The organism is Paenibacillus flagellatus (assembly GCF_003217775.1).
Taxonomy (GTDB): domain Bacteria; phylum Bacillota; class Bacilli; order Paenibacillales; family NBRC-103111; genus Paenibacillus_AB; species Paenibacillus_AB flagellatus.
In genome coordinates, this window is sequence record NZ_QJVJ01000008.1 from 310650 (window position 1) to 330169 (window position 19520).

At 63.0% G+C, this 19520-nt stretch carries 16 protein-coding genes; 12 read left to right on the forward strand and 4 right to left on the reverse strand.

Annotation, left to right across the window (positions count from 1 at the left end; all coding sequences use genetic code 11):
* The first annotated feature begins 1 nt into the window (after window position 1).
* From DLM86_RS19040 to DLM86_RS19070, 7 genes are all read left to right on the forward strand, one after another.
* Window positions 2–1159, forward strand: a complete 1158-nt coding sequence (locus DLM86_RS19040) for a cytochrome P450 (RefSeq protein WP_245954712.1) — start codon at window positions 2–4, stop codon at window positions 1157–1159.
* A 123-nt stretch (window positions 1160–1282) separates the two neighbouring features.
* Complete coding sequence (locus DLM86_RS19045) at window positions 1283–2179, forward strand: aminoglycoside phosphotransferase family protein (RefSeq protein WP_245954714.1); 897 nt, start codon at window positions 1283–1285, stop codon at window positions 2177–2179.
* 159 nt (window positions 2180–2338) lie between these two features.
* The gene (locus DLM86_RS19050; RefSeq protein ID WP_245954715.1) at window positions 2339–3088 is read left to right on the forward strand and encodes an alpha/beta fold hydrolase; all 750 of its coding nucleotides are present in this window, start codon (window positions 2339–2341) and stop codon (window positions 3086–3088) included.
* Window positions 3089–3150: 62 nt separating this feature from the next.
* Window positions 3151–3531, forward strand: coding sequence for a VOC family protein (locus tag DLM86_RS19055; protein ID WP_110841638.1), 381 nt, complete (start codon window positions 3151–3153; stop codon window positions 3529–3531).
* Between the two features lie 28 nt (window positions 3532–3559).
* Complete coding sequence (locus DLM86_RS19060; protein ID WP_158289562.1) at window positions 3560–3913, forward strand: VOC family protein; 354 nt, start codon at window positions 3560–3562, stop codon at window positions 3911–3913.
* Window positions 3914–4285: 372 nt separating this feature from the next.
* On the forward strand, window positions 4286–5599 hold the full coding sequence (locus DLM86_RS19065; protein ID WP_158289563.1) for an ABC transporter substrate-binding protein: 1314 nt from the start codon (window positions 4286–4288) through the stop codon (window positions 5597–5599).
* Window positions 5600–5674: 75 nt separating this feature from the next.
* The gene (locus DLM86_RS19070) at window positions 5675–6160 is read left to right on the forward strand and encodes a DinB family protein (protein WP_110841641.1); all 486 of its coding nucleotides are present in this window, start codon (window positions 5675–5677) and stop codon (window positions 6158–6160) included.
* Window positions 6161–6233: 73 nt separating this feature from the next.
* Here the strand turns inward: DLM86_RS19070 and DLM86_RS19075 are convergent, their stop codons facing one another.
* The 3 genes from DLM86_RS19075 to DLM86_RS19085 all read right to left on the reverse strand — a co-directional run bounded on the left by DLM86_RS19075 (window position 6234) and on the right by DLM86_RS19085 (window position 9675).
* Window positions 6234–7745, reverse strand: coding sequence for an ArnT family glycosyltransferase (locus DLM86_RS19075; RefSeq protein WP_110841642.1), 1512 nt, complete (start codon window positions 7743–7745; stop codon window positions 6234–6236).
* Window positions 7742–8560 carry a glycosyltransferase family 2 protein gene (locus tag DLM86_RS19080; protein ID WP_245954718.1) on the reverse strand — a complete coding sequence of 273 codons (819 nt, stop codon included), beginning with the start codon at window positions 8558–8560 and terminating at the stop codon, window positions 7742–7744. Before DLM86_RS19080 ends, DLM86_RS19075 begins: the two co-directional genes overlap by 4 nt.
* Before the next feature lie 146 nt (window positions 8561–8706).
* Entirely contained in the window at window positions 8707–9675 is a 969-nt protein-coding gene (locus DLM86_RS19085; protein WP_110841643.1) for a phosphate/phosphite/phosphonate ABC transporter substrate-binding protein, read from the reverse strand.
* Between the two features lie 150 nt (window positions 9676–9825).
* Here DLM86_RS19085 and DLM86_RS19090 point away from each other — a divergent pair, with 150 nt between their 5' ends.
* The gene (locus tag DLM86_RS19090) at window positions 9826–11484 is read left to right on the forward strand and encodes a bifunctional metallophosphatase/5'-nucleotidase (protein WP_110841644.1); all 1659 of its coding nucleotides are present in this window, start codon (window positions 9826–9828) and stop codon (window positions 11482–11484) included.
* Window positions 11485–11531: 47 nt separating this feature from the next.
* On the opposite strand, the gene DLM86_RS19095 is transcribed toward DLM86_RS19090, so the two are convergent.
* Window positions 11532–12803, reverse strand: coding sequence for a methyl-accepting chemotaxis protein (locus DLM86_RS19095; protein WP_146250252.1), 1272 nt, complete (start codon window positions 12801–12803; stop codon window positions 11532–11534).
* 292 nt (window positions 12804–13095) lie between these two features.
* Between DLM86_RS19095 and pxpB the strand changes: the two genes are divergently transcribed.
* The 4 genes from pxpB to DLM86_RS19115 all read left to right on the forward strand — a co-directional run bounded on the left by pxpB (window position 13096) and on the right by DLM86_RS19115 (window position 19159).
* Window positions 13096–15093: a 5-oxoprolinase subunit PxpB gene (pxpB, locus tag DLM86_RS19100; protein ID WP_158289564.1), complete on the forward strand. Its 1998-nt coding sequence runs from the start codon at window positions 13096–13098 to the stop codon at window positions 15091–15093.
* A gap of 52 nt (window positions 15094–15145) precedes the next feature.
* Window positions 15146–15898, forward strand: a complete 753-nt coding sequence (locus DLM86_RS19105) for a LamB/YcsF family protein (protein ID WP_110841646.1) — start codon at window positions 15146–15148, stop codon at window positions 15896–15898.
* A gap of 301 nt (window positions 15899–16199) precedes the next feature.
* Window positions 16200–17939, forward strand: a complete 1740-nt coding sequence (locus DLM86_RS19110; protein WP_110841647.1) for a dihydroxy-acid dehydratase — start codon at window positions 16200–16202, stop codon at window positions 17937–17939.
* Window positions 17940–17986: 47 nt separating this feature from the next.
* A complete protein-coding gene (locus DLM86_RS19115; RefSeq protein ID WP_110841648.1) occupies window positions 17987–19159 on the forward strand; it encodes a M20 family metallopeptidase in 1173 nt (390 codons plus the stop codon).
* The last annotated feature ends 361 nt before the right edge of the window (window positions 19160–19520 follow it).

Genomic DNA, 19520 nt, shown 5'->3' on the forward strand with positions numbered 1-19520 from the left:
GATGTCGAACCCCATTCATTTGCAGCTGGACCCGTACCCCTGGTATGCGGACATGTTGAAGGCTCCCGTCTCGTTTCATCCGCAGTACGGGGCTTATCTGGTTTTCCGTTTCGACGAGGTGAGGCGCGTGTTCGGCGATCCGGATACGTTTTCTTCCGCCGTGTATGACGGACTGTCGGAGGAATTGGCGTTCAGCGATCAGATCCAAGGAATGGACCCTCCCCGCCATACGCAGCTACGGGCGCTCGCGGCCCACGCATTTACGCGCCGCTCCGTCGCCGAGCTGGAGCCGCGGATCCGCCAAACGGCTCATGATCTGTTGGACCAGGTCAAGGACCGGGAGGAATTCGATTTTGTGCGCGGCTTCGCCATTCCTCTGCCGATCGCGGTCATATCCGACATGCTCGGCGTGCCGAAGGAGGATTACGACACCTTCAAGGAATGGTCCGATCTGATTACCGAGATGTCGGAGCGGCTGCTGACCGGGCTGCCGGACGACCCGAAACACGTTGAGGCCATCCGCGAGATGAGAGCTTACTTCCAGCGGCTGCTCGAGGAGCGTCGGGCGAATCCCCGGGAGGATCTGGTCTCCCAGCTCGCGGCGGCGGAGATAGACGGACGCCGGTTAACGCCGCTGGAGGCCAGCAACTTTTGCCTGCTCCTCTTGGTTGCAGGGAATGAAACGACCACGAACCTGCTCGTCAATGCGGTTCGCACCTTCGCGGAGCATCCGGAGCAGTGGGAGCTGCTGCGGAGCAGCCCCGATCTGATCCCGAAAGCGGTGGAAGAGGTGATGCGCTACCGGACTTCCGTACAGCTGATGTACCGTGTCGTCAAGAAGGAGGTCGAGCTGGGCGGGGCGCAGATGAAGCCCGGCGACAGGGTCGTCGTGTTCATGGGGGCGGCGAACCGGGATCCCGCGAAGTACGACCGTCCCGATGTGTTCGATATTACGAGAACCCCAAGCCCCCATCTTACGTTCGGACACGGCATTCATCAATGTCTCGGAGCCCCTCTCGCCCGCATCGAGGTAGCCGCCGCGCTGGAAGCCATGGCGTCCCGGATCTCGAAGCTGCAAATCCCGGATGAGGCTGAACTCGTTCCGTTGAACAATTTCAATATGCTGGGATTGCAGAAGCTGCCGCTTGTGCTCGCTTGAGGACGCGGCCGACTTCCGGCTAAACCCAAATCGAGGTAAAATGGAAAGAAACCCAAGTCTTTTTCGATGACGCCGGGTTTCTCTTTTTTTTCAGGCGGCTGAATTTGCATATGGAGGTGTTGGATGATGACGCTCGAGTCCGTCCTTCAGCCCCTTTTCCCAGACCCGATCGAGCGGATCGCGTCGCTCGATCCCGGATATTCCGGGCATGCCAGCGACGTATGGTTGGTGAAGACGACGTCGGGGGAACGGATCGTCCGTTCGTCCAGATGGACCGAGGCGCCGAGCCGCGAGTTTTGGTGGGGGTGCTACGATCTGTTCGGGATCGATCCGAGACGGATGCTTCATTTCGCGGCGAACGCCGCCATGCTCGGTTCGATTGCGGGGATCCCGGCGCCGCGAGTGCTCGAGCATAGAACGCTGGAAGGCAGGGAATACCTCGTCGTCGAGAAAATGAACGGGGAAGCGCTCCGGTCGTTCGTCGGGCAATCGGACGAGCTCCTGCACCAATTGGGCGTCTGGCTGGCCCGCGTGCATGAACGGCGCTGCGACGATTTCGGCAACCCGGCCGGAACGCGAGCCGAGCGAAAGGATTTTTTTCATTCTCGTCTGTCGCAAACGATGCAAACGCTCGTCGAACGGGACTATGCGAACGACGGCAAAATCCAAGCGCGGCTCGATGCCATTATCGGCGAGCTTCGCATGTTGCCGGTACCGGATCACTTCTGTCCCGTCTTTATCGATTTGGACCCGTCCCAGTTCCTCATGCAGGACGGGCTGCTTTCGGCGGTCGTCGATGTGGAAGCCTACGCGCTGGGGCCTCGCGAGCTTGATTTTGTCGGATTGGAGTATGTGCTGGATGAGGCTTCGGCGGCCCCTTTCCTCAACGGCTACTCGACCGTTCTGGCCCCTCCCGATTTGTCGCCCTATCGAAACGTTTACCGTTACTTCTACCGGCTGCTGGGGGTGCAAGGGTCCGTCGATTTGGACCGATGGTTCGCACAAAGGGCGCTGTTTTGACGGTCCGGCGCTGATTAGCGAGACATAGGAACGACGCGATGGAGTCCGGTCCGTCGTTTTTTTTTCTGCAATGTCGAACTGATGATTGACGGGCGAATGTTTGTTCGTATACATTGGAGGTGGTAAAAGTTGTATCTTCAATCGGAGAGGTGATTAGGCGTGCCCCACATTCCTTGTAACGACATCGACATGTTCTACGAGCAAATGGGTGTCGGCGATCCGGTTTTGTTTTTGCACAGCGGATTTTCCAGAGGGATATTGGCGTTTGCCAGCCAAATTCTCGATTTTCAAAACAAGTATGCCTGCTATTTTCCCGACTTCCGGGGGCATGGTCGAACGAGAAGCGAGAGCCTCGAGTGGAGCACTCCGCAGCACGCGGAAGATATGATCGCTTTCATGGACCGGCTGCGGCTGCCCAAAGCGCATCTGATCGGGTACGGAATGGGAGGAGGCGTAGCCCTTCATTGCGCCGTGAATCACCCGGAGCGAATAGCGTCGATCACCTCCATCGGACAAAGCGGCTTCGTCGCTTCCATGGAGTCGGAGCAATTCGAGCCGGAATGGCTGCTGGAGCATGGGGCTCACGATTTTATCGAGAGGATGAAAGACCGGCATTTCGAGGCGCACCGGGGAGATTGGCAATCCTTTTTAAGGCAAAAAGTGAAGGATTGGCGCACCTACCCGCAGCTGAGGGACGAACAATTGCGCGGCCTACGCCGCCCGACGTTGTTCATTGCCGGACAGCACGATCCGTATGCCCCCGAGGAAGACCTGAAGCGGGTGACGTCGCTTATTCCCGACTCGCGCTATGTCATTGTACCGGGCTGCAGCCATCGGCCGCACATGATCCGGGAAAATCCGGTTTTCGTGAACGATACGATCCTGCAGTTCCTGGAAGAAGCAAAGTAACGGGGATGCGGCTGCATGCCTCTTTTGGAAGGGTTTTCATTATGGGGTGAGGCGGTGGCAAGATGGAATACAAACGGGTCAAATATATCGAGAATATTCAGATTCCGGTGAGAAACTTGGAGCAGTCCGTTTCATGGTATGAGCAGCATCTTGGGTTTCGGTTAAAAGGGTACGGCAATGACAGCTTGGCTTTCCTCCAGCTGAACGAGACCAGCCACATCAACTTATGGCAAACCGACGACGATACCACCATCAACTTTTCTAGAAATGGGGAGCTTATGCCCGCGTTCGTTATGGTGACGGAGCATATGGACAGGCTTCACGAGGACTTGAGGAAGGGCGAAGCGACGATCGTTCGCTATAGTGACGAAGGATTTGCGAAAGGATTGACATTTCTGGATCCCAACGGGAATGTGCTGCTGGTTTTGGAATACAAGGGATGAGCCGAAAGAAATGAAAGGAGACGAAGGAATGAAAGCGCATCGATTGCGTCCGTTCGTGCCGTCCGGCGCGGATTACTCCGTTGCTCTGCAATTTTATACGGACCTCGGATTCGAAAAAATAGCCTCCCATGACGGAGGGGCCATTTTCCGAATTGGCGAAGCGGAATTCCATTTGCAGCATTACTATCATGAAGAATTGCAAAATAACTTCATGATGGAATTATGCGTGCACGATTTGGATGCTTGGTGGGAGCATATCCGAAGCACCGGTGTATTGGACCGCTATACCGTTAAGGCGACTCCCCCTAAAATCCAACCTTACGGCAAGCGAGCCATCCACCTGATCGACCCCGCGGGCGTTCTTTGGCATATAACGGAATAACGCAACCGTGTCGGTTCGACATGCTCGAAAGGAAATTGAGCGTCCTCCCGGACGATGGGTTTTGAGGCTTTGCCCTCATGCGCGACCCCGTCGTACCGGAGGGCTTCTTTTTTTTGTGGAGAAGCGGGAAAAGTAGACAAAATGAAGGAATGTGCGAATTGTTCACTCCGGCATACGTGCCGAAGCGCGGCAAGCTTCATCGATGTGATGGGATGTGCAGTTTCGTCCACGGGCCGACTCCCCGTATGATGGTGACGGATGAAGCGGGCATCGTTGGATTTGCGCGCAGCATCCTCATTTTCGTCGGCGAGGAGGGGAGCTTGTCGCAGCTGGAGTGATGGAATGAATACTTGTACGGAAAGGATGGGTATTTTGGCTAAAAGAAATGGGACGATCTTGATCGTGCTGGTGCTGGCGCTAGCAATTATGGCGGCCGGGTGCAGCGGGGGGCAAGAGGGCGGCCAAGCGGACGGCCAAGCGGGGCCGGCGGCCGAGCCCGTTACGATTACCTTCTATTTGCCGTATGCCGGGGATACGGCAACGTTTATGGAGCAGTACGGCAATGCGATCGTCAAAAAATTTCCGCATGTGACGATCAAAACGGTCCACCCCCCGGATACGAACGTGGCGGGCCATCTGGCCAACGTGCTTTCTTCGCAGGAACCGATCGATATTTTCCTCAACGGCGATACGAACCATTACCGGTACATTACGCCGTTTCAATACCAGTACGATCTGACGGCAATGATCAAGACCAAAGGCTACGACCTGAGCCGTCTTGAGCCCAGTACGCTGGAAGCGGTGAAGGCCCTTGCGCCGAACGGCGAAATTTATGCGCTGCCTCTCCGGATGAACGTCATGTCCCTGCTGTACAACAAAGACATTTTCGATAAATTCGGGGTTCCGTATCCGACGGACGGCATGACATGGGACGAAGCTTACGAGCTGGCGAAGCGGGTCACCCGGAAAGAAGGAGACACGCAATACAGAGGCTTCATTACCCAATCGTACAGCATCGCTTGGCAAAACCAATTGTCTCTCGGATTTGCCGACCCCAAAACGGATAAACCGTTATTTTATACCGACGAACGATGGGCGCAGGTGGTCCAGAACATCAACCGGTTCTACGAAATTCCGGGCAACGCCTTGGTGGAGGGCAGCTTTACCGGGATCAACAACCTCTTCTATAAAACAAAAGTAGCGGCCATGTATGCCGCCTCGATTCCCGGAACCGCGCAGGAAGTGAATTGGGATGTGGTCACTTTGCCGGAATTCAGCAACCTTCGAGGGGTCGGTTCGCAGGCTTCGCTCACCTTGGCTTATATCGTCAGCAACAGCAAGCATAAGGAGCAAGCCTTCGATATTATCGCCTACATGACCAGCGACGAGTATCAAACCGAGATGGCCAAAAAGGCGCTGGGACTTCCGGTCATCAAAACGCAATCGGCCAAAGATGCGTTCGGACAAGACAATCCGAACCTAAAAGGGAAAAACTTGAAAGCGCTGACAAAAAACAAGCCGGCTGCCCCGTTCCCGCAATCGCCGTATCAAGCGATTACGAACAATCAGCTGGAAAAGCTGTGGTATCAGCTCGGGAAGGGCCAGCTTGACGTCAATACGACCTTGCGGATGGCGCAGGAGAACGCGCTGAAGGAGATCGAGAAATTGAAAGCGTCCGGCCAGTAAGTCCGCAATTCAAAAGAACCCCCCTCCAGCCATTTGCCCTATACTTGGGGTAAGCCGACCAAGGAGGAGATTGATTTGAGCGTTGTACAGCATTTGTTGGAGGAGCTGCGGCGGGAGGCGGCGTCTACGCGCCGGGTGATGGAGCGCATTCCGGAGGCGAGCCTGACTTGGAAGCCGCATGCCAAGTCCATGTCGCTGGGGCAATTGGCGTTGCATACGGCGGGATTGCCGGGAGGGTTGGCCGTCATGTTGAATGCCCTGGAGCGCGAAGTGCCGACCGTGCCGCTTCCGGAAGCGGGATCCGTCGCGGAAATTCTCGCCGTGTTGGAGGAGCAAGCAGCCATTGCGGAGGATCGGATTCGTTCGTGGGGAGACGAGGGTCTTCGCGAGACGTTTCGCTGGACGCTGCAAGGTGCCGTTCTAAGCGAAACGGCTCGTCTCGAGCAGGTGCGTTCGGTCCTTTTCAATCATTGGTACCACCATCGGGGCCAGCTGACGGTTTATCTTCGGCTGCTGGACGTGCCGCTGCCGGGGATTTACGGTCCCACCGCCGACGAGTAGAGCGATTTGGGGTTAACAGGCTATACCGTATACGGGGAAAGGAAAGGGCGCCATGCCGAATGGCGTCCTTTCTTCATGTGGAGGGTAAGGCGGACCCGGGCAGCGTTCTCCTCAAATCGTAGATGAAGTAATCCGCCTCCGCTGGGTCCGCCGGTACGATCTTCGGAAACCGCGCGTCCAAATACCGGCGCAGCCGGCCTTCCGGATCGCCGTCGATGTATCCCTTCAGCGGCACGAAGTAGGCCGCCCCTTCCCGGACGAAATAGTCGAGCTCCGCGACCGGATCGTCCGGAATCGAGTTCGTCACCCGCCAGCCGGCCCGGTGCGTCGCGTTGAGCAGCGACGGGTCGTCGGTGCCGACGGCGATCAAGTCGTCCGGCGCGGTCAGCCGCTCCGCGACGGCCGCCTGCCGGAGCAGGTCGCCGTGCTGCAGGCCGAGAAGCGGCTTCGTCGCCGCGAAGCTGTCGCGGACGACGAAGCCGACCGCCAGCGCGACGACGGCGAACGCCGCCGCCCCGCCGGCCCCGCCCGGGCCGATCCGCCGCACGAGCGCCGCCGCCCGGGCGAGCGCGTCGGCTCCGAGCAGCGCGACGAGCGGCGAGAGGAAGATCAAGTAGTAGTTGAAGCGGATGACCGCGACGATCGTCGCCAGCTCCGCCAGCATCGCCAGCGCCCAGCTTCCCAGCGCGTAGTGCCGCCGCCAGCGGAGGGCGGCCAGTCCGAACGCGAACAGAAGGAGACCGGCCGGGGTAAACGCTTTCGGCAGCTCCCGGACAAAAAACGCCGCCGCCTGCGCCGTCAGCCACGCCGTCGCCATGTCCGGCAGCACGTGTTTCGTCGCGATGCCGGAGACGAAGTCCGATTCCGCGATCGTCCCGAGCCAGCGGTAATAGACGAACGGCGGCACGAGCGCGGCGACGGCGAACGCCCACAGCTCCAAGCGGAAAAAGGCGCGCAGCCGGTATGCGGCGAACGCCATGACGAGCATCGGGATGCCGACGAACACGGTCGGCACCTTCTCGCAAATGGCCAGAGCGGTGAACGCCGCCGCAAGAGCCAGCCGGCCGTAGCTTTTGCGATCCGTCGCTTCGGAAAACCAATAAAACGCGCCGACGTAAAAAAACAGCGCCGCCGATTCCGGCATGATCGCCCGGGAGTACAGCACGTTCAGCGGAACGATGCCGTACAGAAGAACGGCCAGCCACGCCGTGCCGAGCGTGAAATATCGCAGCGCGATCCGGTACACGAACCACGCCGAGCCGATAAAGAACAGGACGGGTACGATTCGGGCGAGCGCGTAATGGTACCCGAACAGCCGGTACAGCAAGGAGATGAGCCACGTCGTCAGCTGCAGCTCGAGCTGGGCGTAATTCGGCGGCGGGCCTTGGTAGTTCAGCTGCGGATACCGGATGTCGGCGAGCCGCTCGACGAAATGGCGGGCCATCGATTCCGTGTCCGACTGCCGCCACGAATCGTAGCCGTACGGCGAGTCGTTCAAGTGCGGCAGCCGGAGCGCCAGCAGCAACGCGAACAAAAGCGCCGTCGCGATCCGGCGAAGAGGGAGAGGGGCCGATCGCGACCTCATGCTCCGCTTTCCCCTTGCCGCTCCAGCAGGCCGGCCGGTCGCTCCGTCTCGGCCGGGGCCGAAGGCGCCTTGACCGCGCGCAGCAGCCGGAAGTAGCCGGCGACGGTCCGCCTCACGTTCATTTTGCTGCGTCCCTCCTTCAAATGATATTCGAGCACGAGCGGACATTCCCCGGCCTTGACCCCGATCTTGGCCAGCCGGGCCGCGATTTCGGCCGTACAGGCGAAGCCTCCCGTCGTGACGAGCGCCCCGTCGTATTCGCGGTACGCCCTGCGCAGCAGCGCGACGGAATAGGCGCGAAACCCGCTCGAATAGTCGGTTATGCGGGGAATCGGAAACAGCAGCTTGAAAAACAGCCGCGCTCCCCGGCTATACAGCTTCCGGCGGAGCGACAGCCCGAGCTCCCGTCCGCCCGGCGCAAACCGGGAGGCGATGACGAGCTCGAGCCGCTCGTCCCGCAATTTGTCCACCATGGCCGGGATGAGCGCCGGATTGTGGGTGTTGTCCGCATCCAGTGTGACGAGCACGTCCGCGTCTCCGTAATGGCGGACGACGTATGCGAGCATCGTCTGCATCGCCGCCCCGAGGCCGCGGTTCGTCGGATGCGCGATCCGAACCGCGCACGGGTACGTGGCGGAGAATCGCTCGACGATCGCCGCCGTCCGGTCCGTGCTGCCGTCGTCGACGAAGACGACGCGGGGCGGCTCGCCAAGCTTATCCCGCAGCGCCTCGAGGCGGTCGAGCAGCTTCGGCAGCGCCGCTTCCTCGTTGTATACCGGCAAGCCGATGACGATGGCGGGTCTCCGGTTCATCATGCGTATTCGCTCCCGAGCCGTTCCGCCGCCCGGCGGCGGAAACGGTAGTTTTACGGTTAGACTGCCCCGATCCGGTAACGAATACGCAGCGCATGCAAAAAATCCCTCCGCGCGTGGCGCGAAGGGATGAAGGGGAAGCGGACGACTTATTTGCCGCTGAGCTGCTTGTTGGCGTCGCGGACGACGTTGAAGTTCTCGTCTTTGCCTTCCACGTAGCCTTTATGCGTGTATACGTCGAAAATGATTTTTTGGCCGTCCGGATCTTTGCCGATCGCGATGAACGCGTCGGAAATCTTTTTCTTCCATTCGGCGCTCATGTCGGGACGGACGCTGATCGTGTCGTTCGGGATTTTGTCCGTGAACGCGAGCACGCGGGTTTTTTGCATGATGTCCGGTACGTCCTTCTGCATTTGCGCGCGGATGTCCTGGAAGACGGCGACGGCGTCGACTTGTCCGTTCAGCAGGGCGATGACCGCTTTGTCGTGGCCTTGGAACTGGACGCCCGTCACGTCGGATACGGGATCGACCCCGTTCTTCTTCATGAGAAGGGCGGGATACGTGTAGCCGGCGGCGGAAGTCGTTCCTTGCCAGCCGATCTTTTTGCCTTTCAAATCTTTGATTTCCTTGATCGCGGAATCGGCTTTGACGACGATCATCGCTTTGTACGAATCGACGAGCTCGGTCGTCGGCTGGCCGGTTTTGTCGTCTACGCCGAAGCGGGTCGCTTGCAGGAGCAGGTCGGCCGCTTTCTTCGTATCGTGCGCGACGACGTAGTTCGTCGGAGGCAGGAAGCCGACGTCGACTTGCTTGGAAGCCATCGCTTCGATGACCGTGTTGTAGTCGGTCGAGACGCTGACTTTGACCGGAATGCCGAGGCGGTCGCCCAGCAGCTTCTCGAGCGGCTTCGCTTTCGCTTCGAGCGTTTCGGCGTTTTGCGACGGAACGAACTGGACTTTGAGCTCCTTCGGCACGTACCCTTGCGCAGCGGGGGCTTTGCCCGCGTCGTTATTGCCGGCCGGAGGCGTCGCGCCTTGGTTGTTTTTTTGGGCGCAGCCTACCGACAGTGCGGCGGCCAATACGACCGTCAATCCGATGGCCGATGCTTTCTTCATCATGTTGTGTCGTCCTCCCCCATATCGATGGCGAAATAATGTTACATCCGAACATCAGCATATCATAAAACGACAAGACTTGGTACAGGCGTCATGTTAAATTGTCGTAAAACCGCGCCGTTTGTGTTGGCCGAAACGCCCTGCTATAGTGGGATGAGAAACAGCTTCGGGAGGGAATTTCAAGTGTCGAACGGAAACGACGTCATATCGGTCACGCTGCTGGAAACTAGCGACTTGCATGGATCTATGTTGCCCATTCACTATGCAAACAATGAGCCGCGCGAGCTCGGATTCGCCAAAATCGCGACGCTGCTCCGTCGGGAGCGCAAGCGGGCCGAGGAGGAGGGCGGACTGTTGATCGCCATCGACAACGGCGACTTGATCCAGGGAACGCCGCTTGCCTATCATCACGCCCGCATCGACAACGGTCCGGCCGATCCGATGGTGCTGGCGCTGAACCGGCTCGGCTACGATGCGGCGGTTCTCGGCAATCACGAATTCAATTACGGGATGGACGTGCTGAACAAGGCGGTCGGCGAATCGGCGTTTCCGTGGCTGTCGGCCAATATCGTCAAAGCGGGGACGGAAGTGCCGTATTTCGGACAGCCGTTCCGGATCAAGGAGTTCCGCGGGGCGAAGATCGCCCTGCTCGGTTTGACGACGCCTTATATCCCGAATTGGGAAAACCCGGACAACATCGCGGGGCTCGACTTTTTGGACGCGGTGGAGTCGGCGAAACGGTGGGTGGCGTTTTTGCGCGGGGAGCTCGGGGCGGACGTCGTCGTCGTTTCGTACCACGGCGGGTTCGAGCGCGACGTGGACACGGGCGAACCGACGGAGGTGCAGACGGGGGAAAACCAAGGATACCGTCTTTGCCGGGAGGTGCCCGGGATCGACGTCCTGCTGACCGGACACCAGCACCGCGAAATCGCGGGCAAGCGCGTGAACGGCGTACCGATCGTCCAGCCGGGCCATCTCGGCCAGCAGGCGGGCATCGTCCGCCTTACTCTCCAACGAAGAGGCGAACGGTGGGCCGTCGCCGACGCGGCGTCGGAGCTGGCGGCGGTGGCGGGCATCGAGCCGGACCCGGACGTGCTGGCGTTGGCGGAGCCTTACGAAGCCGCGACGCAGCGGTGGCTGGACACGCCGATCGGGGCGATCGAAGGGGATATGACGATGCGCGATCCGATGCGGACGCGGATGAAGGATAATGCGCTGGTCGAATTTATCAACAAGGTGCAGATGGAAACGTCGGGAGCGGCCATATCGAATACGGCGCTGTTCACCGACGAGTCGCCCGGCTTCCCGCCGAGCGTCACGATGCGCCATATCGTATCGAACTACATTTACCCGAACACGTTAAAGGTCATTCGCATTACCGGTGCGGATATGAGGGCCGCCCTCGAGCAAAATGCGACCTATTTTACGGTGGACGCCGGCGGCGCCGTGTCGGTCAATCCGAAGTTCGCCGTGCCGAAGCCGCAGCATTACAATTACGACATGTGGGAAGGCATCGAATATACGCTCGATATTTCGCGTCCGGAAGGGAGCCGCGTCGTCCGGCTGACGCACAAGGGCGAACCCGTCGACCCGGATCGGGAATACGACGTCGTCATGAACAATTACCGGGCGGGCGGCGGAGGCGATTATACGATGTTCCAAGGAAAGCCGGTCGTCAAAGATATTCCGACCGACGTCTCCGAGCTGCTGGCGAACTACATTCTCGAACGCAAAACGGTTGCCGCCACGGTGGACGGCAACTGGGAAGTGATCGTCGGCGGCGCACCGGGGACGGACGCGGAGCGGGAGTAGCGTGCCGCGTCCGTCGAGAAGACGGAAGGCAAGGGGAAGTCTACGGGCTACAGCCGGAACGCGACCGTTTTGCGCTGGAGCGTGTCCGCCTGATCGCGCAGCAAGTCCGAGGAAGCCGCGATCTCCTGCATGACCGCCGTCTGGTCCTGTGCCGCACCGGCTACGCGGGTGGCGTCGTCCGATATGGAGGCCGCGATATCGGCGATGGCCCGCGCGTCGCCGAACGTATGGCGAATTTGCTCGGTCTGGGCGGTCATCTGGACGACGATGCGCCGCAGCGCCTTCGCCGCCTCGTCGGCGGAGGCGGTCACATCGGCCAGCGCGCGGCCCGCCGCTTCACCCTTCGCCTTCTGCCGGCGGACGAGCCGCACCTGATTGTCCGTCTCGCGGAAGACGACGCCGGCTTGCGCTTGCATGTGCGAGACGAGACGATTGATCTGCTCGCCGGCCGCCGAGCTGTCGGAGGCGAGCTTGCGGATTTGGTCGGCGACGACGGCGAAGCCGTGGCCGTGCTCCCCCGCGTGCGCCGCTTCGATCGACGCGTTGAGGGCGAGCAGATGGGTTTGCGCGGCGATTTCGCCGACGAGGTGCGAAATGTGGCCGATTTCCTTCGCGTGCTCGTCCAGCCTGCGGACGATGTCCAGCGTATGCTCGCTTGTCGCCGAAATGTCCGACATGCCGTCGACGAGCGAGCGAAACGTGCTTCCGCTGTCGGCGATCGTCTTCACCATCGTGTCGGACAGCGCGATCGCCTGCTCCGCTTGCCGGCTCGCCTCGTCCGCCGATGCGGTGACGCGCGACGCGCCGAGAACCATTTCGTGAGCCGCCGCGGCTTGGGCGGAAGCGCCTCGGGCCACGCGATCGATCGTGACGGAGATCGTCTCGATCTGGCGCGCCGCTTCGCCGATCGCCGAGACGAGAGCGCCGGCGCTCCGATCGGTGACGGAGACGTTGGCCGACAAATCGGCGATCATCTGCTTCAAGTTGCCGATCATCGTCCGGAACGAGACGTTGAGCCGACGGATTTCATCTTCGGCGCGGTATTCCGGGACGAGGACGGCCAAATTGCCGGTAGCCGCTTCATCGACCGCCTCCGACAGCCGGACGAGCGGCCGGATCAGCATGCGCGCCGCTCCCCAGCCGAGAAAGCTCGTCCAGGCGATGCCGAGCGCCAGCACCGCTCCGACGTACAGCCAATCGGACAGACCGGGGGCGATCAGCGGCTTCAGGACGAAAATAAAAAAGGCGCTCGTGCCGTACGTGACGATCGATACGGCGGATATGCCGAGCACCAGCTTGCGGACAAGACCGTATTTCATGCGATATTCCTCCTCGACGATAAGGCCGGGCGGCCGGGAGCGGCCGGATTCCGTTCTTCTTCGGTTCCGCCATCATTATAAGCGGGCGGCGAACCGGGGAGATGTGACGAAAATCACACGCGGCTCGAACGAGGCGCCGACAGGCCGTCCCCCGAGGGGCGGCCTGTCGGCGTTACGGGAAGGGCGAAAGTTCCATCGGCTGCAGTGGTTCGAGCGAAAGGGTTGCGGTACAATCAGGAGGAACGGAATCGAGACGGAAACGGATTTTTCGGTCGACGGGAGGGAAGACGACATGCGTGAGAATGGCGGCAAGCCAAAGGAACGGGACATCGGGGATGCGTCTCGTGCGGCGGGCATGGCGAGCGAGGAGAGGCATTCGGAGGGCGCTCGCCCGGAACCGAGGGCGGCTGCCGGAAGCGGAGCCGAACCGGGGCTCGTCTACTCGCCGCTCGGCGATTCCGCGGTTTTGATCCGCTTCGGGGAACGAATCGATCCGAAGACGATCGAGGCGGTGCGGAACGCCGCGGACCGGCTCGAAGCCGCCCCGTTCCCGGGCTTCGTCGAGGCGGTGCCGTCTTATGCCGCGCTGGCCGTCTATTACGAGCCGTGGACGGTCTATCGGGAACGGCGGGCCGGGCCGGAGCCGGAGGATCGGTCCGTATCGTTGTACGAGACGGTATGCGATCGCGTGCGGGCGGTCTTGTCGGCCGCGAGCGGCGCGGACGCCGAGGAGGCCGGAGCCGTGACGGTGCCGGTCTGCTACGGCGGGGCGTACGGTCCCGACTTGGACGCCGTAGCGGCGTATCACGGTTTGCGCGCCGAAGACGTCGTCGCGCTCCACGCGGGAGCGGACTATGTCGTGGCGATGATCGGCTTTGCGCCGGGCTTTCCGTATTTGGCCGGATTGCCGGACGAGCTGGCGACGCCGCGCCGGGCGACGCCCCGCGCGTCCGTTCCGGCCGGAAGCGTCGGCATCGCCGGGGGGCAGACCGGCATTTATCCGCTCGAGACACCCGGCGGCTGGAACGTCATCGGGCGGACGCCGCTCGCGCTGTTCAAGCCGCACGACGCGCAGCCGTCGCTCTTGCGGGCCGGGGACCGCGTCCGCTTCGAGCCGGTGACGCCGGAGCGGTTCGAGCAGCTGGCCGCAGCCGCGGCGGCGGAAGCGGGAGCGGGACGGCGAAGGGCGGGCGGCGCCGCGTGGACGGAGGCGGCGAAGCCCGCGGGCGGCGGCGCGGAGCGCGAGGGCGCGCTGGCGATCGTCGAGCGGCCGGGCGTGCTCGCGACCGTCCAGGACGGCGGCCGCGCCGGCAGCCAGCGGCTCGGCGTCTCCGCCGGCGGCGCCGCGGACGGCTTCGCGCTGCGCGCGGCGAACGCGCTCGCGGGCAACGCGCCCGACGCGGCCGCGCTCGAGCTGACGCTCGGCGGCTTCGCGCTGCGCTTCGCCGCCGACGCGCTCGTCGCCGTCGCCGGCGGCGGGTCCGCGCCGACCGTCGACGGCGAGCCGCTGCCGCGGTGGCGCGCCGTCTTCGTCCGCCGCGGCGCGCAGCTCGCCTTCGCGCCGGCCGCCTCCGGCTGCCGCGCCTACCTTGCCGTCGCGGGCGGCTTCGCCGTGCCCGCCGTGCTCGGCAGCCGCGGCACGCACGTGCCCGCCGGCATCGGCGGCTTGGACGGACGCCCCCTGCGGGCGGGGGACGTCCTGCCGCTCGGCGCGGCGCCTCCGGCGGCAACCGGGCTGCTCGCGGCGCTGCGCCGCCGGGCGGACGCCGCCGGTGCGGCTTGGGCGGCCGCCCCGTGGGGCGTCAGCCCGTACGCGCTGCCGGCGTACGCCGACCGCCCGGTCGTGCGGGTGACGCCCGGCCCCGAGTACGGCCGGTTCGCGCCCGACGTCCGGCGGCTGCTCGTCGCCGCGCCGTTCGTCGTCTCGCCGCGCTCCGACCGGATGGGCTGCCGGCTCGACGGGCCGCGGCTGGCGCTGGACGGAGCCGGCGGCCTGCTGTCGGAGCCGGTGACGGCCGGCACGATCCAGGTGCCGCCGGACGGCGGGCCGGTCGTGCTGCTGGCGGACCGGCAGACGACGGGCGGCTATCCGCGCATCGCGCAGGTCGCGGAGGCGGATGTGCCGCTGCTCGCGCAGGCGCGTCCCGGCACGGAGGTGCGGTTCGAGATGATCGGCGCCGCCGAGTCGGAGCGGCTGCTGCTGGAGCGGCGGCAGGCCGAACGGCGGCTCGCGGCGGGGATCGGACTGCGGATGCGGTTGGCGGCCGATGAAACGGAAACGGAAACGTGAAGCGGGGGCGGATGGGCGCCGCCCGCTCCGGAAGAGGAGGATTCGGATCACGATGACGACGTTAACGACGCCGACCGGGGATCGGGAGCGGACGATCGACCTGAACGGCGATATCGGGGAAAGCTTCGGCGTATACCGGACGGGCGAGGACGAGCGGCTGCTCGACATCGTCACGTCGGCGAACGTCGCCTGCGGCTTCCACGCCGGCGATCCCGCGACGATGCGGCGGACGGTGCGGCTGTGCGCGGAGCGCGGCGTGGCGATCGGCGCGCACCCGGGGCTGCCGGATTTGGCCGGCTTCGGCCGGCGGGAGATGGCGGTTACGCCGCAGGAGGCGTACGACATGACGGTGTACCAGGTCGGCGCGCTGTACGGCTTCGTCCGCGCGGAGGGCGCCGTTCTGCGGCATGTGAAGCCGCACGGCGCGCTGTACAATATGGCGTCGGCGGACGCCGCCCTGGCCGAGGCGATCGCCGAAGCGGTCCGCCGCGTCGACGGCTCGCTCGCGCTCGTCGGCCTAGCCGGCGGCGAGCTCGTCCGTGCGGGCGAACGGGCCGGGCTGCGCACCGTCACAGAGGCGTTCGCCGACCGGAGGTACCGCCCGGACGGCACGCTCGTGCCGCGGCGCGAGCCCGGCGCGTTCGTCGCCGACGCCGGCGAGGCGGCCGCGCAGGTGCTGCGGCTCGCGGCGGAAGGCCGCGCGCGCACCGTGTGCGTGCACGGCGACGGGCCGCACGCGGTCGCGTTCGCCGAGTGCGTGCGGCGGGCGCTGCTCGACGCGGGCTGGCGGCTCGCGCCGGCGTAGGCGCGTACGTTGCGGCCGGGGCCGCCCGCCGGCCCCCGGGCCCCCGGCCCTTTTTGCTCGTCCCCCTTTTTCCCGCCCGGCATCTTCCCCTCCTGCCTCCGATGAGCGTTCCAGCACCCTCTTCATCTTGAAATAATGAACGCGGTTCCGTATATTGAACTTCTGGCGGATTGTCACTGGACCCGAGCCGGAAAAAGAAGTTGACCCTTGCCGTTCCTTTTCGTAAAATCAATATAGTGATTATCGATCAATATATTGAACGACAAACGTTTTTGAACCGGTACAAAAAGGGGAGACCGTCTTGAAATTACGCAGCAGCGAATGGTTCGAGAATGAAAACGCGGAGCTGACGTTTCAGCACCGCTCCGCGATGAGGGCGATGGGCCATAACCCGGAATCGTTCGTCGGCAAGCCGATCATCGGCATTTTCAACACGTGGAGCGACTTCAACAGCTGCAATTACCCGCACCGGGAGCTTGTCGAGCACGTGAAGCGGGGCGTGCTGCTCGCGGGCGGCTATCCGATCGAGCTGCATACGATTACGACGCCGGCGGACTTCATGAAGCCGTCCGACCTCATGTACCGCAACCTGCTCTCGATGGACCTCGAGGAGAGCATCCGTTCCCAGCCGATCGACGGCGTCGTGCTGCTGTGCGAATGCGACAAGACGGTACCCGGCCAGCTGATGGGCGCCGCCAGCTGCGATTTGCCCGCGCTGCAACTGGCCGCCGGCCATCGCTCCTCGGGCAGCTTCCGGGGGAAGACGGTCAACTACGGCACCGACCTGTGGAAATACTCGGACGATTATAAGGCGGGACTGCTCTCCGAGGAGGAGTGGCGGGAGCTGGAGCGGTCGATCTCGTGCAGCTTGGGCGGCTGTCCCGTCATGGGCACCGCCTCGACGATGAAGAGCCTCTCGGAGATGCTCGGCATGATGCTGCCGGGCACGTCGAGCATCCCGGCGACGCACGCTTCGCGCAAAATCGCCGCGGAAGCGACGGGCAAGCGGATCGTGGAGATGGTCCGGACCGGCCTGACGCCGTCCAGGCTGATGACCGAAGCGGCGTTCCATAACGCGATCAAGCTGCTCGCGGCGATCGGCGGATCGACGAACGCGGCGCTCCATCTGACGGCGATCGCGGGACGGCTCGGCATCCGCATTCCGATCGAGCGCTATGCGGAGCTGACCGAGGACGTGCCGCTCATCGTCAATTTGCAGCCGAGCGGATCGCACAGCATGGACGATTTTTACAAGGCGGGCGGATTGCGGCGGGTCATTCGCAATCTGCTGCCGCTGCTCGATACGTCGTGCCTGAGCTGCACGGGCGAAACGATCGGCGCGACGTACGGCGGAGACGCGCCCGGCGAGGCGGCAGGGGAAGAGGACGACGTCATCGCAGCGCTGGAGGCGCCGTTCAAGAAGCAGTCCGGCTTGGCGGTGCTGAAGGGCAACCTGGCGCCGGGGGGCGCCGTCGTCAAAAAGTCGGCCGTCTCTCCCGAGCTGTTCCGCCATCGCGGCCGGGCGGTCGTCTTCGAGGATTACGCCGATATGCTGGCGCGCATCGACAGCGAGGAGCTGGACGTTGCGCCGGAGAGCGTCCTCGTCTTGAAAAATTGCGGCCCCGTCGCGATCGGCATGCCCGAATGGGGCTCGATCCCGATTCCGCAAAAGCTGCTTCGCCAAGGCGTCCGCGACATGGTCCGGATCAGCGACGCGCGGATGAGCGGTACGAGCTACGGCGCGGTCGTGCTGCATGTCGCGCCCGAGGCGGCGGTCGGCGGCCCGCTGGCCGTCGTGCGGGACGGGGACTGGATCGAGCTCGACATCGAGCGATCGACGCTCCGTCTCGAGCTGGACGATGCCGAGCTGGCGAGCCGGATGGCCGAATGGCGGCGGCCGGAGCCGCGGCATAAGCGGGGCTATCCGCGCCTGTTCGCGGAGCATGCGCTGCAGGCGCCGGAAGGGTGCGACCTCGACATTTTGCGGCCGGAGACGAAAGCGGACGCGGCGTTCGTGCCCCCGGTCGTCGGACGGGGATAAGAGGAAGAGAGAACGGCTTATTTTCACGGAGAAAAGAGGGGCGGACCATGACAGCGGATCGGCTGGAACGGGTTGACGCGGAGCGGATCGTGCGGGACACGCTGGAGCTCGTGCGCATCCCGAGCGTGACGGGCAACACCCGCCGGATGGCGGACCGGTACGAGCAAATGCTGCGGGAAGTCGGATGCAAGGTGGACCGGTACGAGTTCGTGCCGGACAATCCGACGCTGGTGGCGGTTTACGGCGATGGCGAGGATGGGCCGGCGATTTTGTTCAACGGCCATATGGACGTCGTTCCGCTCGGCCATGCCGAGGCGGAAGTGAAGGACGGCCGCGTGTACGGCCGCGGCACGTGCGACATGAAAGGCTCGCTCGCGTGCATGCTGGAGACGCTGCGGGTGCTGAACGAATCGGGCGAGCGTCTGCCCGGCCGGCTGCTCGTCGTCGCCAACAGCCTGCATGAAAGTCCGGGCGGGCGCGGCGAAGACTTGATCGCCTTGACGGAGCGGGTGCCGCTGAAGGCCGACGCGGTCGTCGTCATGGAGGGCGCTACGACCGAATGCACCGTCGCCCAGCTCGGATCGGCGACGTTCGAAATCGAGATCGAGCGCGACGGCGAGCCGTGCCATCAGCTGCATGCACCGGACGGCACGCCGCACCCGATATCGATCGCGGGCGACGTCGTCGCGCTGCTCGACCGGTGGAACGCGGAGCTGGCGAGCCGTTATATCGAGGATATCGGGTATGCGTCGTATTTCGTCGGCTCGATTCATAGCGGACAGTTCTACAATCAGCTGCCGAACAAAGCGACGCTCGTCGGGGTGCGGCGGTACGACCCGCTGGAGACGTTCGAGGACGTGGAGCGCGCGACGAGGAGCGGCTTGGACGAGCTGGCAGCCCGGCACGGCGTGACGATCCAGCTCGATATGCAGAAGGTGCGGGACGGCTACCGCATCGACAAAACCAGCGAGGCCGTCGCCGCCCTTCGCCGGGCCGCGGTCGCGGTGCGCGGCGTCGAGTTTCCTTCCGTCGGCAAAAAGCTCGTCACCGACGCGGGCATTCTCGCCAACGCGCTCGGCGTGCCCGCCTTGTGCCACGGACCCGATCAGCGCACCGCTCACGGCGACGTGGAGTACGTGGAGATTCGCGAGCTGGAGATGACCGCGCAAGTGTACGTGCGGTTTATCCGGGAATTCATGAATGCGAAAGCGGCCCGTTAAGGGCCGCTTCGCGCTTTTGGGGGGGGCGTTGTTTCCTTGTCGGCGAGTTTCGGTATAAATAATTTTTCCGTATGCCGGGCTTGCTGAATCGAAATCCATACCATATAATTGTAATGTTACCAAAACGGTAAGCAATCGACTAAGGTGAAAGGAGGCGTTCGGCAATGCAAAAGTTTGTCAACGAAGCAGTAGAGGTGTCCAGCTTTTAACCGAATACGACCTGAACTAACCTTCACCTGATGCGCACAATACATGAGACGACACAGGCACGATGCGGGTTATCGTGTTTTTTTGTTCCCTTTTTTCGGGAATAATCCGCCGCTCGCGGCTGACCGGACGACGGCGTCCGGTCCATTCTAAT

Coding starts and splice junctions, on each gene's coding strand:
- DLM86_RS19040 (WP_245954712.1), top strand. CDS start 2: ATGTCGAACCCCATTCATTTGCAGCTGGACCCGTACCCCTGGTATGCG.
- DLM86_RS19045 (WP_245954714.1), top strand. CDS start 1,283: ATGATGACGCTCGAGTCCGTCCTTCAGCCCCTTTTCCCAGACCCGATC.
- DLM86_RS19055 (WP_110841638.1), top strand. CDS start 3,151: ATGGAATACAAACGGGTCAAATATATCGAGAATATTCAGATTCCGGTG.
- DLM86_RS19060 (WP_158289562.1), top strand. CDS start 3,560: ATGAAAGCGCATCGATTGCGTCCGTTCGTGCCGTCCGGCGCGGATTAC.
- DLM86_RS19075 (WP_110841642.1), bottom strand. CDS start 7,745: ATGAGGTCGCGATCGGCCCCTCTCCCTCTTCGCCGGATCGCGACGGCG.
- DLM86_RS19080 (WP_245954718.1), bottom strand. CDS start 8,560: ATGATGAACCGGAGACCCGCCATCGTCATCGGCTTGCCGGTATACAAC.
- DLM86_RS19085 (WP_110841643.1), bottom strand. CDS start 9,675: ATGATGAAGAAAGCATCGGCCATCGGATTGACGGTCGTATTGGCCGCC.
- DLM86_RS19090 (WP_110841644.1), top strand. CDS start 9,826: ATGAGAAACAGCTTCGGGAGGGAATTTCAAGTGTCGAACGGAAACGAC.
- DLM86_RS19095 (WP_146250252.1), bottom strand. CDS start 12,803: ATGAAATACGGTCTTGTCCGCAAGCTGGTGCTCGGCATATCCGCCGTA.
- pxpB (WP_158289564.1), top strand. CDS start 13,096: ATGCGTGAGAATGGCGGCAAGCCAAAGGAACGGGACATCGGGGATGCG.
- DLM86_RS19105 (WP_110841646.1), top strand. CDS start 15,146: ATGACGACGTTAACGACGCCGACCGGGGATCGGGAGCGGACGATCGAC.
- DLM86_RS19115 (WP_110841648.1), top strand. CDS start 17,987: ATGACAGCGGATCGGCTGGAACGGGTTGACGCGGAGCGGATCGTGCGG.